This window comes from Methylobacterium sp. J-043 (assembly GCF_022829505.1).
GTDB classification, from domain to species: Bacteria; Pseudomonadota; Alphaproteobacteria; order Rhizobiales; family Beijerinckiaceae; genus Methylobacterium; species Methylobacterium extorquens_A.
On sequence record NZ_JAKSYB010000045.1, the window covers coordinates 1 to 13,330 of the forward strand.

At 66.9% G+C, this 13,330-nt stretch carries 13 protein-coding genes, 1 pseudogene and 1 riboswitch; of the genes and pseudogenes, 9 read left to right on the top strand and 5 right to left on the bottom strand.

Annotated features, from left to right (window positions below; translation table 11 throughout):
* Window positions 1–222 (top strand): annotated as a pseudogene (locus MKK50_RS11445) (IS481 family transposase); the annotation flags it as partial.
* Window positions 223–410: 188 nt separating this feature from the next.
* Here MKK50_RS11445 and MKK50_RS11450 read toward each other — a convergent pair.
* From MKK50_RS11450 to MKK50_RS11460, 3 genes are all read right to left on the bottom strand, one after another.
* Complete coding sequence (locus tag MKK50_RS11450; RefSeq protein WP_253455032.1) at window positions 411–719, bottom strand: hypothetical protein; 309 nt, start codon at window positions 717–719, stop codon at window positions 411–413.
* A gap of 183 nt (window positions 720–902) precedes the next feature.
* A complete protein-coding gene (locus MKK50_RS11455; protein WP_499022348.1) occupies window positions 903–1,196 on the bottom strand; it encodes a hypothetical protein in 294 nt (97 codons plus the stop codon).
* A 163-nt stretch (window positions 1,197–1,359) separates the two neighbouring features.
* Window positions 1,360–3,603, bottom strand: a complete 2,244-nt coding sequence (locus tag MKK50_RS11460) for a TonB-dependent receptor (RefSeq protein ID WP_499022350.1) — start codon at window positions 3,601–3,603, stop codon at window positions 1,360–1,362.
* Between the two features lie 121 nt (window positions 3,604–3,724).
* Window positions 3,725–3,924: riboswitch (cobalamin riboswitch) on the bottom strand.
* A gap of 363 nt (window positions 3,925–4,287) precedes the next feature.
* Between MKK50_RS11460 and MKK50_RS11465 the strand changes: the two genes are divergently transcribed.
* The 3 genes from MKK50_RS11465 to MKK50_RS11475 all read left to right on the top strand — a co-directional run bounded on the left by MKK50_RS11465 (window position 4,288) and on the right by MKK50_RS11475 (window position 5,330).
* Window positions 4,288–4,419 carry a hypothetical protein gene (locus MKK50_RS11465; protein ID WP_499022352.1) on the top strand — a complete coding sequence of 44 codons (132 nt, stop codon included), beginning with the start codon at window positions 4,288–4,290 and terminating at the stop codon, window positions 4,417–4,419.
* 93 nt (window positions 4,420–4,512) lie between these two features.
* The gene (locus MKK50_RS11470) at window positions 4,513–4,932 is read left to right on the top strand and encodes a hypothetical protein (RefSeq protein ID WP_499022354.1); all 420 of its coding nucleotides are present in this window, start codon (window positions 4,513–4,515) and stop codon (window positions 4,930–4,932) included.
* A 134-nt stretch (window positions 4,933–5,066) separates the two neighbouring features.
* Entirely contained in the window at window positions 5,067–5,330 is a 264-nt protein-coding gene (locus tag MKK50_RS11475; RefSeq protein ID WP_499022356.1) for a hypothetical protein, read from the top strand.
* Window positions 5,331–5,373: 43 nt separating this feature from the next.
* Here the strand turns inward: MKK50_RS11475 and ccmB are convergent, their stop codons facing one another.
* Window positions 5,374–6,042: a heme exporter protein CcmB gene (gene ccmB / locus MKK50_RS11480; protein WP_056193088.1), complete on the bottom strand. Its 669-nt coding sequence runs from the start codon at window positions 6,040–6,042 to the stop codon at window positions 5,374–5,376.
* Window positions 6,039–6,686 carry a heme ABC exporter ATP-binding protein CcmA gene (ccmA, locus tag MKK50_RS11485; protein ID WP_499022359.1) on the bottom strand — a complete coding sequence of 216 codons (648 nt, stop codon included), beginning with the start codon at window positions 6,684–6,686 and terminating at the stop codon, window positions 6,039–6,041. The genes ccmB and ccmA overlap by 4 nt, the downstream gene beginning before the upstream one ends.
* Window positions 6,687–7,399: 713 nt before the next feature.
* On the opposite strand from ccmA, the gene acnA reads away from it, so the two are divergent.
* The 5 genes from acnA to MKK50_RS11510 all read left to right on the top strand — a co-directional run bounded on the left by acnA (window position 7,400) and on the right by MKK50_RS11510 (window position 13,245).
* Window positions 7,400–10,099, top strand: coding sequence for an aconitate hydratase AcnA (gene acnA / locus MKK50_RS11490; protein WP_499022361.1), 2,700 nt, complete (start codon window positions 7,400–7,402; stop codon window positions 10,097–10,099).
* Window positions 10,100–10,156: 57 nt separating this feature from the next.
* Window positions 10,157–10,582 carry a hypothetical protein gene (locus MKK50_RS11495; protein ID WP_499022363.1) on the top strand — a complete coding sequence of 142 codons (426 nt, stop codon included), beginning with the start codon at window positions 10,157–10,159 and terminating at the stop codon, window positions 10,580–10,582.
* A 186-nt stretch (window positions 10,583–10,768) separates the two neighbouring features.
* Window positions 10,769–11,068 carry an antibiotic biosynthesis monooxygenase family protein gene (locus MKK50_RS11500; protein ID WP_499022365.1) on the top strand — a complete coding sequence of 100 codons (300 nt, stop codon included), beginning with the start codon at window positions 10,769–10,771 and terminating at the stop codon, window positions 11,066–11,068.
* Window positions 11,069–11,109: 41 nt separating this feature from the next.
* Window positions 11,110–11,757, top strand: a complete 648-nt coding sequence (maiA, locus tag MKK50_RS11505; protein ID WP_253372016.1) for a maleylacetoacetate isomerase — start codon at window positions 11,110–11,112, stop codon at window positions 11,755–11,757.
* A 156-nt stretch (window positions 11,758–11,913) separates the two neighbouring features.
* Window positions 11,914–13,245, top strand: a complete 1,332-nt coding sequence (locus MKK50_RS11510; RefSeq protein ID WP_499022367.1) for an NAD(P)/FAD-dependent oxidoreductase — start codon at window positions 11,914–11,916, stop codon at window positions 13,243–13,245.
* The last annotated feature ends 85 nt before the right edge of the window (window positions 13,246–13,330 follow it).

Genomic DNA, 13,330 nt, shown 5'->3' on the forward strand with positions numbered 1-13,330 from the left:
GTGCTGTCACCCGAAGACGAAGCGGTGGTGGTCGCCTTTCGGCGTCACACGCTCCTGCCGCTGGACGACTGCCTCTACGCGCTGCAGGCCACGATCCCGCACCTGACCCGCTCGTCGCTGCATCGCTACCTGCAGCGCCATGGGATCAGCCGATTGCCGGAGGTCGACGGCGACAAACCCAAGCGGTCGCGCTTCAAGGCCTATCCGCTCGGCTACTTCCATTAGGCCGGGCGCAGATGCGGTGCCACCGCTTCAGGGTAGGGCTCGACGACGGCGCCGAAGGTGACCGCAGCCCTAGCCTTGGCCTTCACTTTCGCCGCATGCGGCACCAATTTCCTGCTTGCCGCTTTGTATGTGCGCTCGATCAACGGCGGATCGGGCCTTTTCGTCGTTCTTGGACGAGCGCTTCCTCATTCTGCGGCGCCGGACCGGCTGCTCTGCAGCGAGACGCAGGTTCGCACCATGTCACTCAGCGTGAGATCCTTGGTGTCGCCGATGTTGGCCACCTCCTCCAGACAGCGCATGAAATAGCCGCTGTCGAGATCCGGCGAGAGCGTGCTCATCGATTTGCCGACACGGTTGGTGAAGTCGATCTTCTCACTCGCTCCGGCGCGCGGCCACAGCGATGCTTTGTCGTCCATCTTCAGCCGGGCTGCCGCCAGCGACGGGCTGAAAAGTGTCAGCGCCGCCACAACGCCCATTGCTGCCGCCCGGCCCATCGTCGCGCTCCATCTCATGGCGTCGGACACGGTGCCGACCGACCGGGGTCCCAACGCGACGGCGCTCGCCGACGTTGCATCGGGCCTCACGTGCGCGACGAAATTAAGCGATTTCTCAGAGACTTATCTGCGGTGATAGCTGGCCCGGCGCGTCCGGGGGCATCGTCGGCGCCGAGCAGGTCCTTAGCGCGAGCTACCGCCCCCGCTTCCGCCACCCGCGCTGCCCTGCGGGATGGCACGCTCCGGCTGGCCGGCATTGCCGCCGGCCGCCGAATTGGTGGTGATGGTGTCGGCCCCCGTGGCGCCCGGCGCGATGACGTAATCAACGGTGTTGCCCGTCGTGTTGGTCTGGCGCTGGATGATCGTGCCCGGCGGGAACGGGCCGCCAGGGATGCCCGGGGGGCGCGCTTGAGCGATGGCCGCCCCAGAAGAGCCGAGGCAGCTCAGAACGGTGACGGTGAGAGCGATGCGGTGCATCGAGGAACTCCTGAACGAAACGAACCCTTCGCATCCCAATGGCGTGCGAAGAATCAACCATCCGCAAGGCAAGTCCTCCATCGGCTGTCTGGTTTCCCGGTGGAGCCTGCGGCGTGGTGACGACACGCGCAGGCGTCCTTGCTCGAGCGTCCCGGCGCGTCGTTCACCACGCGATCGTGTAGGCGACCTCCAGCGAGCGCGGGCGCCCCAGCACCCAGGCGGTGCCGACACCGTTCACGGCGCTGCCATCGACCGCGTAGATCGTGTCGAGCAGGTTGAAGACCCGCAGAGACAGGCGGGAGCCGGCGGTGACCTGATGGTCGAGGCCGAGATTGACCAGCGTGTAGGCCGGCCGCCGCGCGGTGTTGCCGAAATCGGAGAAGACTTCGCCGACATGCTGGAGGCCGACGCGCCCCTCCCAATCGCGGGCGAAGGCCCAATTGACCCAGAGATTGGCCACCTGCTCCGGCACGTTGACCGGCTGATTGCCGGCATAGGAGACGGCAACCCCGCCGACATTCTGGGTGAAGTCGTCGTACTGAGCGTGGAGCAAAGCGAGGTTGGCATCGATGCGCCAGCCGGGGGCGGGGAGCCAGGAGAGCGCGGCCTCCGCGCCGAGGGAGGATTGCTGGCCGACCTGCGTCGAGACCGTCGGCTGGCCCGGAACCGCCGAGATCAGGTTGTCCTTGACGATGCGGTAGCCGGCCAGCGTCCACTCGACGGCGCCGCCGAAAAGCAGGCCCTTGGCGCCGACCTCGACCTGACGGCCAGTCGAGAGTTCGAAGCCGGCCAGCGATTGCGAGAGAGTGATCAGGCTGTTCACCGGATCCGTCGCGGTGGCGTATTGCGCATAGAGCGATGTGTCCGGCGTCGGCTCGTAGAGCAGCGCGAAGCGGTAGCCGAGGGCGCGGAACGAGCGCTCGAAGGTCGCGCCGCTGCGCAGATCCTCCCGGTACAGACGCGGCGCGTCGAAGCGCACGCCGGTGAGGAACGACAACCGGTCGGTCAGGAAAAGCCGATCCTCGGCGAAGACCGAAGCTTGGTTCGTGCGCGTGGCGTAGGCCGGGCTCGCCCGCCCCTCCGGCGGGAAGAAGCCGGGATCGTAGTTGTTCAGGGGCACGCTCGACGGCGTTTCGGAGAAGGTGAAGTTGTTGGTGTGCCGGAAGCTTACGTGGTTCACGTCGAAGCCGGCCGAGAAGGTGTTGGCCAACCCGAAAAGGGAACCGCGGAACGTCGCGTCGAACCGATTCCCGACCTGTTCCTGGCTGTGGTAGATTTCAAGATAGTCGGAGCGGTCGACGAGGCCGGTTGTCGGGTTGAAGCGGTACTGCTCGACGTCGCGCCAATGCCGGCGGCTTTGAAGGCGGTAGGCGGTGTTGCGCACCGTCACGTCGGCCGAGGGGGTCCACTCCGTCCGGAACTGCGTCCAGTTGTCGGTCCAGGCGATCTTCGAATCGCGGACGTTGTAGTTGTTGAAGCGGATGGCGTCGGGGACACGCCCGTTCACCAGCGGCGAGCCCCAGTAGCGGGTGGGCTCCTGGTAGCCGAGATCGTGGCTGAGCGTGAAGGCCAGATCCGGATTCGCCTGGAGCGTCAGTGCGCCCGAGACCGCGAGGTTGCGGAAGTCGCCCTCCGGCGTGATCCAGCCGTCGGCACGGTTGCCGCTGACATTGAGGCGGTAGGCGAGCGACTCGCCGATCGGCCCGGTCGAGTCGACCGCCGCGCGGGCGATGCCGTCCTCACCGAGACCGAAGCGCGCGACGTTGAGCGGCGTGAACAGCGGCTTCTTCGAGACGACGTTGACGATGCCGCCGATGGCCCCGTCCCCGTAGAGAACCGAGGCCGGGCCGCGCAGCACCTCGATCCGTTCCACGTTCCACGTGTCGAACGGGAAGGTAACGGTGTTGGCGCCGACATAGAGCCGGGTGCCGTCGAACAGCGTCTGGATCGAATTCTGCCCGGCAAAACCGCGGGCGGTGAAGAAACCGAGTCCATTGCCCGGCGAGCCGAAGGCCGTGATGCCGGTGCCGTTCTGCGACACGGCTTCCAGCACGCTGGTCTGACCGCGCAGACGGATCGTCTCGCCCGAGATGATGTCGAGGCTTGCCGGTGTTTCCAGCGGCGTGAGACCGAGACGGCTCGCCGAGCGCGACGGCGTGCGCAGGTTGAGGCCGACGGGCGAGGACTGCGTCAGACTCGGCGTCCGCAGGGCCGCGGCGGCCTCCGCACCGACGGCGTCGGCCGGCGCGTTGGCAGGCAGGCCGATCCCAGTGCCGCCTTGCACCGCGATCTCATCGAGATGCGTCAGCGGTGCCTGAGCCCGAACCGGGCCGGACAGTGTGAGCGGGAGGGCGGCGACGGCGGACAGAAGAGACCAGCCGCAGGAGCGGCGGTGAAGGGGGGACATGATGGAAACGAGGCCTCGGCAGCAACGGTGGCACGTCACCGCGACCGAGGCCGATCCGCTGCGGGCCACGAGCCTTCAGCGTCTCGACACCTGCTGGGACACCCCGCCCGGCATGGCTCGCGTGTGACCACGGCTGACGGCAGGTCTCCTGGCTCACGGGTCGTTGTCCCCCATCGTCTTCCCAGGCGAGGCATGCCCAGTGACGTGGTGATGGAGGGCTCTCCGCTCACAGTTGCGGGGGCAGCCGCGGGATCTGGCTCGAAAGCCCTCCACCGCGTTCCCTTGTGATCCCTTGCGGGAACCGTCAACGGTCAAGCTATCGCCATGGCTGCGCATCGGTCAATGCGCCCGTCGCCCCGGGTTCCCCGTTGCGAGGGGCGATCCACAATCGCGGATCGGGCCTGTGCGCAGGGACGCATGACTGCCAAAAAGAAAAAAGGCCGCCCCGAAGGACGGCCCGAAGTCTAGGGAGGAAACGCCCAAGAAGGGCTGCAGGACCGCGACGCCATCGCGATCCGGCATGGCCATGATTTCTCAGGTTGCAGTGCACAAAGCAATCGCCGACGCGTCGGATCGGGCATGCATTTGTCGCATATGTTCGGCTCCGATCTCAGCAGCTCAGGCGGAGCCATTCGGCTGCCCAAGGGTTTCGGTGCTCCGAATGCCCGCTTATGGAAACCAGATATGCCCCGTTGGATGCTCGTGTTCCCCGTCGCGCTAATGATCCTTGCAGGGCTTGTTGTCTTCGCCTTCACGCTGACCGGCCCGACCGACAGCCAGAACACCCACGCTCCCGAGACCGGACAGACCCGCTGACATCGCCGATTCCCGGAATGCGCCGTCCCCTGATCGATTTCGGCCTGCAAATTGCGAAGTTTGCGCGGTCACAATCGTGCGGTGGGGTTCTCCATGCGGGTCGGACGCATTTTCATCCTGAGCGGCCTTCTGCTTCCGAGCGGCGCTCACGCACTCGAAGCGCATGCGGACGCAGCGGCCTTCGCAGCCGCGGCCCGTCACCATGTCGGTGAACGCGTCACGCTCGATCATTGCCATCTGGTGCACGCGACCGACGACGAGATCACCTGCATCGGCCTGTTGCCGGAGGATGCAGCAGGCAATATTCGCTTGGCCGGCAAGCTTCTGATCCGGGTCGCGGCCGCGGAGGCGCAAGGCCGTACACGTGCCCTCGCACTGTGCGCCGGTGGCGCTCTCGGCGAAGCCTGCGAGGTGAGCGTGGCGGGCGAGGTGTTCGATGCCTCTCCTTCGTTCGGGCTCCGCGAAGCCCATCTGATGGGACTGCGCGAAGCGACGATCTGCTGGCCTGACTGAATCCGGAGAACCGCTGCCGAGCTTGATCCTGATAGAACGGTGCTCGCGAGAACCGATGGTGAGACGACTTCCGGCGGTGGATCGGCATGAACCCTCAGGGGTCTAGTGCGTTCCAACTCCAAGGGAGTTTGCCGATGATCACACGTCTCTCGTTTGCCGCGGTTCTGGTCGCGGCCCTTGCCACATCCGCTGCCGCCCAAGGCCCGGCGCAGACGGGTACCGGTGGTGGTCCGACCTCGACCATCTACGCACCGAACACCTCGGCCGTCGGTCAGACCATGCCGCCTCCCGGGGCGGGCGGTGCGACTCGTGGCTCGGGAAATCGCGATCGCGAGACCGCCATGGAGAAGAAGAACGACAAAATCGACACCGGGATCTGCATCGGCTGCGATAAGTAGATCCGGCGAACCGGGACGCAGCCTCCCGAGAGCCGCGCCCGGTTCACTCTGACCAGCGTAGCGCGGCGGCGGCGGCTAGGGTGCCGACCACCGCCGCGATCAGGCTCAAGGCGGCCAGCACCGTCAACGGGGTCGTGAACGGCACCGTGCCGCCCAGGGCCGCCTCGGCCGCTGAGACCCCAAAGATTAGAGTCGGCACCATCAGCGGCAATACGATGATGGCCAGGATCAGGCCGCCCCGGCGGATGGTGGCGGTCAACGCCGCGCCGACGGCGCCGATGAAGGCCAGGGCCGGCGTGCCCAGGGCAAGCGTCAGGGCCGTGGCACCCATGGCCTTCGGGGAGAGTGCCACCAGCAGGCCGAACAACGGCGAAGCGAGCGCCAGAGGCAGACCGGTCGTAAGCCAGGAGGCCAGAACCTTGGCCAGCACCACCAGCTCCAGCGGCACCGCGGCGCCGGTCATCAGGTCGAGGGAGCCATCCTCCTCGTCCGACTGAAACAACCGGTCGAGACCGATCAAGGTGGCAAGCACCGCCGACAGCCAGAGAATCGCGGGGCCGATCCGCGACAGCAGGTTCATGTCGGGGCCCAGCGCGAAGGGCACCAGCACCACGATCATCAGGAAGAAAACGAGCGACAGCGCGCCCGAGCCCCCGACCCGGGCGGCCAGTTTCAGATCGCGGGCGAGGAGGGCCGAGAAGGCACGGATCACAGCCAATCCTCTGCCTGGTACGCCGCCTCGGAGACAGCCTCGGATGCGGTTGAGGCGATGCGCAGCTCGCGAGCATCCTCCAGGCCGAGGGCTTGGTGCGTTGCAGCAACCACGAGCCCGCCTTCGGCCCGGTGGCGTCCCATTAGTCCGGCGAGAACCCCCTGCGAGGCGAGGTCCAGGGCGGCAGTCGGCTCGTCGAGCAGCCAGAGCGGGCGGCGGCAGACGAGGAGGCGCGCCAGCGCGACCCGGCGCCGCTGCCCTGCCGAGAGATAGCCGACCGGCAAGCGCGCCACGTGCGGCAGGCCCATCGCTTCCAGAGCCGATTTCGGGGAGGCCGCGGGATTGCCGAGCAGGTCGCGGGCGAATTCCAGATTCTCGGCGGCCGTCAGCGCCGATTTCAAACCGTCCCGGTGCCCGACGACGTGAAGGCATTCCGGCAGGTTCGCCTCGCCGATGCCCTCGGCGCGGATCGTGCCGGTATCGGGCTTGAGGCGGCCGGACAGCATCGTGAGCAGGCTCGATTTGCCTGCGCCGTTGCGCCCGGTGACCATCAAGCCTTCGCCGGGTCCAAGCGCGAAGGAAAGGCCGGAAAAAATGCGGCGTCCGGAGCGGCGACAGGCCAGATTCTCGACGATCAACCGCACGGATCGGCCTTCGATGAGGTTGAGGTCCGCACGCTTCGTCTCGATCCTGCCTGTCTGATCTCCTCGCCTTGCGCGAGGTGACACCGGGACATCTCGCGAGCGGAGAGGTCGGTCTCGTGCGGCCTATAGCGGATCGTTCGACGGCGCGCGAACCGCTCCGGCCGCCGAGGTGTTGATTCGGTGATGCCGGATGGCAGTTTCGCAGGATGGCCGACCATGGGTGCCGAGACATGCTCGGGCTCCACCTGACACGTCCGGAGAGGCTTTTGCCTGCGATCCCCTCGCCGGACGCACACAATCGGACGCCCGACACGCATGCCTGACTCCGGACCAACGCGAGGCGTTCTGGGACGCGGTGCACCGCTGCGACGTCTTGGGCGCGGATGGGCGTAGGGCGTATCGGCAGGGCGGGACCGCGATATCAGTCGCGAGCCTGTGTCATCGGACCAGTAGCGGCCAATTTCGAAACGTTCTATAGACCGGCCCAGGCTGCGCCGCGCGATCATTCCAGGGCGTCCAAATCGCCCCTCGCGCACCATCCTGAGTGTCATTCGCGGGCCTCCCGGCCGCCGGGAGTTTCCCGAGGGCACTCGCTACCCGGGCACCCCCGGGGCGGCGCGCGCTCCTTGGAGCGCCTTTCGGCCGAACACCTCTCGTGGCGCAGGTTATGCCTGCTCCGTGTTCGCTAACGCCAGCTCAGGACCCGACTCGCCGTGGCATCCCTCGACAGCTTCAAGGCTCGCCAAACGCTTCAAGCAGGCGGCAAGACCTACACCTACTACTCGATCCCCGAGGCGGAGAAGAACGGCTTGGCCGATTCGACCGCCCTTCCGTTCTCGATGAAAGTCATCCTCGAGAACCTTCTGCGCTTCGAGGACGACCGCTCGGTCAAGCGGGCGGATATCGAGGCCGCCGTCGCCTGGCTCGGCAACCAGGGCAAGGCCGAGACCGAGATCGCCTTTCGCCCCTCCCGCGTGCTGATGCAGGACTTCACCGGCGTGCCGGCGGTGGTCGATCTCGCCGCGATGCGTGACGCCATGGTGGCGCTCGGCGGCGACCCGCAAAAGATTAACCCGCTGGTGCCGGTCGATCTCGTCATCGACCACTCGGTGATCGTGGACGAGTTCGGCACCCCGAAGGCGCTCGGCGACAACGTCGCCCTCGAATACGCCCGCAACGGCGAGCGCTACACCTTCCTGAAATGGGGCCAGTCGGCGTTCGACAACTTCTCCGTCGTGCCGCCGGGCACGGGCATCTGCCACCAGGTCAACCTCGAATACCTGTCCCAGACGGTCTGGACGAGGAACGAGGACGGCGCCGAGATCGCCTACCCCGATAGCCTCGTTGGCACCGATTCGCACACCACCATGGTCAACGGTCTGGCCGTGCTCGGTTGGGGCGTCGGCGGCATCGAGGCGGAAGCCGCGATGCTCGGCCAGCCGCTGTCGATGCTGATCCCCGAAGTCGTCGGCTTCCGGCTGTCGGGCAAGCTGCCCGAAGGCACCACCGCGACCGACCTCGTGCTCACCGTCACGCAGATGCTGCGCAAGAAGGGCGTGGTCGGCAAGTTCGTGGAATTCTACGGGCCCGGCCTCGATGACATGCCGGTGGCCGATCGTGCCACGATCTCCAACATGGCGCCCGAATATGGCGCGACCTGCGGCTTCTTCCCGATCGACCAGAAGACCATCGACTTCCTGAAGGTCACCGGCCGCCAGGACGATCGCATCGCGCTGGTCGAGGCCTATGCCAAGGCGCAGGGGATGTGGCGCGACGCCAAGACCCCCGATCCCGTGTTCACCGACACGCTCGAACTCGACATGGGCACGGTGCGCCCGTCGCTCGCCGGCCCGAAGCGTCCGCAGGACCGGGTGCTGCTGGATAGCGCCAAGGCCGGCTTCGCCGACTCGATGGAGAAGGAGTTCAGACGAGCCGCCGACATTGCCCGGCGCTACCCGGTCGAGGGCACGAACTTCGACATCGGCCACGGTGACGTGGTGATCGCCGCGATCACGAGCTGCACCAATACCTCGAACCCGAGCGTGATGATCGGCGCCGGCCTGCTCGCCCGCAACGCGGTCGCCAAGGGCCTGACCTCGAAGCCGTGGGTGAAGACCTCGCTCGCCCCCGGCAGCCAGGTCGTCGGCGAGTATCTCGACAAGTCCGGCCTCCAGGCGAGCCTCGACGCGCTCGGCTTTAACCTCGTCGGCTTCGGCTGCACCACCTGCATCGGCAATTCCGGGCCGCTCCCGGCGCCGATCTCGAAGGCGATCAACGACAACGACGTCGTTGCCGCCGCGGTGCTCTCGGGCAACCGCAACTTCGAGGGCCGGGTGAACCCGGACGTGCGGGCGAACTACCTCGCCTCGCCGCCGCTGGTTGTGGCCTACGCGCTCGCCGGCTCGCTCCAGATCGACATCACCACGGAGCCGCTCGGCCAGGGTTCGGACGGTCAGCCGGTCTACCTGAAGGACATTTGGCCGTCCTCGGAGGAGGTGAACCGCTTCATCGAGGAGAACATCACCTCGACCCTGTTCAAGAGCCGCTACGCCGACGTGTTCGGCGGCGACGAGAACTGGAAGGGCGTCGAGGTCACCGAGGCCGAAACCTTCGCCTGGGACGGCGGCTCCACCTACGTGCAGAACCCGCCGTACTTCGAGGGCATGACCAAGACGCCCGACCCGATCACCGACATCGAGGGCGCGCGCATCCTCGGTCTGTTCCTCGACTCGATCACAACCGACCACATCTCGCCCGCCGGCAACATCCGCGCGGCCTCGCCCGCCGGTGAGTACCTGCAGGAGCATCAGGTGCGGGTGCAGGACTTCAACCAGTACGGCACGCGCCGCGGCAACCACGAGGTGATGATGCGGGGCACGTTTGCCAACATCCGCATCAAGAACCAGATGGTGCGGGACGAGGCCGGCAACGTCGTCGAGGGCGGCTGGACGCTGCACCAGCCCGACGGGGAGCGGATGTACATCTACGACGCCGCGCAGAAATACGCGGAGGAGGGTACGCCGCTCGTCGTCTTCGCCGGCAAGGAATACGGCACCGGTTCGTCCCGCGACTGGGCGGCCAAGGGCACCAAGCTGCTCGGCGTGCGCGCCGTGATCGCCGAGAGCTTCGAGCGCATCCACCGCTCGAACCTCGTCGGCATGGGTGTGGTCCCGCTGGTCTTCCAGGGCGAGACCTCCTGGGAATCGCTCGGTCTCAAGGGCGACGAGACCGTGACGATCAAGGGATTGGCCGGCGAGTTGAAGCCGCGCCAGACGCTGACCGCCGAGATCACCTCCGCCGACGGCTCGAAGCGGGAGGTCCCGCTGACCTGCCGGATCGATACGCTCGACGAGCTGGAATACTTCCGTAACGGCGGTATCCTGCCCTACGTGCTGCGGTCCCTGGCAGCGTAAGCGCCATTTCGGCTTGCACGACCTGAAAGCCTCTCCCGCAAGGGAGGGGCTTTTTTGTTGATCGATGGGGGCGGAGCGCCGATGGGACGACGGAGCAAACGCATCCTCCTGGGCGTCGGAATCGCGTCGCTCGTCGCTTTGACGCTGGTCGGCGCCGTCTGGCTCGCGGCATGGTGGGCCTTTAGGCCGTCACCCGCTTGGCGACCGCCGCTCGCCGATGGGCTACCACCGGCATTTCGAGAGGCGGAGCGCGCCTTCTCGAGCCGCGTTCTGAGCGCCTTTCCGGTCGGCTCGCCGGAGGCCGACCTCGCGCGCGTGCTGGAGGCGCAGGGCTTCAAGCGGCGCGATCACGAGAACCGTCGCCACTCCCACTTTGTGCAGCAGAGCTTTCCCTGCAAGTTGACCTGGAGCGTCGATTGGGACGCCGACTCTGACGGCAGGATCGCCCATATCGAAGCGCACTATCACGGCGTGTGCCTCTGACGGGCTGATGGATCGACCGTTGCGGTGTGCTCGGTATGAGAAGCAAGCCGCCTTCCGGAGCATCCCGGTCGAACGGGTCCTGAAGTGTCCGCTTTGGCTCGACGGTTCGTCGTCGCGTCCGCTATTCCCTCTCCTTGGAACGCTCCGCCCAACCGACGCGGCGGAGCGGCTGGGAAGTGACGCTCCATGATTCTCGAAATCGCGCAGATCGATCTGAAACCCGGCTCGGAGGCCGAGTTTGAAGCCGGCATCGCTCGGGCCGCCGAGATCTTCCGTGCCGCCGCCGGGTGCCGGAGCTTCGCGGTGCGCCGCTCGATCGAGAAGCCGCAGCGCTACCGTCTGCTGATCGAGTGGGATACGCTGGAGGCACACACCCAGGACTTCACCGGCTCCCAGGCCTGGAAGGACTATCGGGCGATGGTCTCTCGCTACTTCGAGGCCCCGCCCCAGGTTGAGCACACCGAACTGACGCTTCAGGCGTTCTAAGCGGCCGCAAAAGGCCGGACGACAAGGGGAGAGACGGCCTCGTGAAGATGTACGGCAACTGGCGCTCGGCAGCGGCTTTCCGCGTGCGCATCGCCCTCAACCTCAAGGGCATCACGTACGAGGAGGTCTTCCTCGACCTTGATGCCGGTGACCAGCACAAGCCCGACTTCCTCGCGATCAACCCTCAAGGGGCGGTGCCGGCCCTGTTCGACGGGGACGGCCCGCCGCTGACGCAGTCGCTCGCGATCCTCGACTATCTGGAGGAGACCCGGCCTGGCATGCCGTTGCTTCCCGAAGAGCCGCGGGCGCGGGCCCGTGCCCGCTCCTTGGCCCAGGTCGTCGCCTGCGACACCCATCCCCTCTACGTGCCGCGGGTGCGCACCTTCCTGATGGAGAATTACGGCCTGCCGCGGGAGCGGATGCTGGAGTTCCTGCGCAACGCCTTCACCACCGGCTTGAAGACCCTGGAGACGCGGCTCTCGACCGAGGCGGGCACCGGCCGGTTCTGCCAGGGCGACGCGGTGAGCCATGCCGACCTGTGCCTCATCAGCCTGTGGGTCGGCACCGGCATCTTCGGGATCGATACCGCCGCCTATCCGACGGTCAAACGCATCGCCGACGAACTCCTTGCGCTCGACGCCGTCGCCCGCGCTCATCCGCTTCGCCAGCCCGGCGCCCCCGCAGCTTAAGGCAAATTTTTTTTTTGAAGCTGCCCATGCAGTAATGCTGGATTTGCGTTCCAGACACGCTGCGAACGTGTGGGTGCTTTCACAGTTACCAATGTAAGATCATTCCAAACTGAAAGGCCGCCGAACGAGGCGGCCGGCGACGGGAGTGGGGCGAGGATGGTTCCGAGCGAATCGGTCACGGATCAGCACAAGATCGTCGTGGTGGGGGGAGGGGCCGCCGGGCTGGAACTGGTAACCAAGCTCGGCAACAAGTACGGCAAGCGCGGCAAGGCCCACATCACCCTGGTGGACCGGGCGCGCACCCACATCTGGAAGCCGCTGCTGCACGAAGTTGCCGCCGGCTCGCTCGATGTCGGTCACCACGCGGTCGATTACCTGCACCACGCCCACGCCAACCACTTCCGCTACCGCATCGGCGAGATGACCGGGCTCGACCGCGAGAAGCGGGTGATCCATCTCGCCGCCAGCCGCGACAGCGAGGGGCGTGAGGTCACGCCCGTGCGCGACATCGCCTACGACACGCTGATCATGGCGGTGGGCTCCACCACCAACGATTTCGGCACGCCGGGCGTGGCCGAGCACGCCATCGCCCTCGACACCAAAGAGCAGGCGCTGCGCTTCCACCAGCGCCTCGTCAACGGGATGCTGCGCGCCCACACCCAGGAGGGTCCGGTGCGTCCCGGCCAGTTGCACGTCGCCGTAATCGGCGCGGGCGCGACCGGCACCGAGCTGGCGGCGGAGCTGCACCGCACCACCCGCGAGGTCGCCCGCACCGGTCTCGATCGCATCGATCCGGCCAAGGATCTGAAGATCACCCTGATCGAGGCCGCCGACCGCATCCTGCCGGCGGTGCCGCAGCGGCTGGCAGGGGAGGTGATGGGCCAGCTCGCCAAGATCGGCGTCGAGGTGCGGGTCCAGGCCCGCGTCACCGAGGTGCGGGCCGACGGCGTCCAGCTTGCTGATGGCGGCTTCATCCCCTCCGAACTCGTGGTCTGGGCCGCAGGCGTGAAGGGGCCGGCCTTCCTCCACGATCTCGGCGGGCTGGAGAGCACCCGCAACAACCAGCTCGTCGTCACCGCGACGCTGCAGACCTCCCGCGACCCGGACATCTTCGCCATGGGCGACTGCGCCTACCTCGTCGAGGAAGGCTCGCAGACGCCGATTCCGCCGCGCGCCCAGGCGGCTCACCAGCAGGCCTCGCACCTCTACGGGCAGATGGCCAACCGTCTTGCGGGTCGGCCGCTGAAGCCGTTCAAGTACCGCGACTTCGGCTCGTTGGTCTCGCTCGGCGAGTACACCGCCGTCGGCAACCTGATGGGCTTCATCCAGGGAAAGAACATGTTCATCGCCGGGCTGTTCGCCCGGCTGATGTACCGTTCGCTCTACAAGATGCACGAGACAGCCGTGAACGGCTGGTGGAAGACGAGCCTCGATGCCCTGGCCCGGGCGCTCACCCGGCGCACTGAGCCGCGGGTGAAGCTGCACTGACGAAGGCCGAGGCTTGATCCGGCGGGCGGGCGCGACATGTTCCCGATCCGCCGGCTCGATCAAGAAGCCGGCGGAAGGAGACGCC

What these genes read in the sequence shown, in the direction of transcription:
- MKK50_RS11455 (WP_499022348.1), bottom strand. Translation starts at nt 1,196, where the DNA reads ATGCACCGCATCGCTCTCACCGTCACCGTTCTGAGCTGCCTCGGCTCT.
- MKK50_RS11475 (WP_499022356.1), top strand. Translation starts at nt 5,067, where the DNA reads ATGATCACACGTCTCTCGTTTGCCGCGGTTCTGGTCGCGGCCCTTGCC.
- MKK50_RS11460 (WP_499022350.1), bottom strand. Translation starts at nt 3,603, where the DNA reads ATGTCCCCCCTTCACCGCCGCTCCTGCGGCTGGTCTCTTCTGTCCGCC.
- MKK50_RS11465 (WP_499022352.1), top strand. Translation starts at nt 4,288, where the DNA reads ATGCCCCGTTGGATGCTCGTGTTCCCCGTCGCGCTAATGATCCTTGCA.
- MKK50_RS11500 (WP_499022365.1), top strand. Translation starts at nt 10,769, where the DNA reads ATGATTCTCGAAATCGCGCAGATCGATCTGAAACCCGGCTCGGAGGCC.
- MKK50_RS11510 (WP_499022367.1), top strand. Translation starts at nt 11,914, where the DNA reads ATGGTTCCGAGCGAATCGGTCACGGATCAGCACAAGATCGTCGTGGTG.
- MKK50_RS11450 (WP_253455032.1), bottom strand. Translation starts at nt 719, where the DNA reads ATGGGCCGGGCGGCAGCAATGGGCGTTGTGGCGGCGCTGACACTTTTC.
- MKK50_RS11470 (WP_499022354.1), top strand. Translation starts at nt 4,513, where the DNA reads ATGCGGGTCGGACGCATTTTCATCCTGAGCGGCCTTCTGCTTCCGAGC.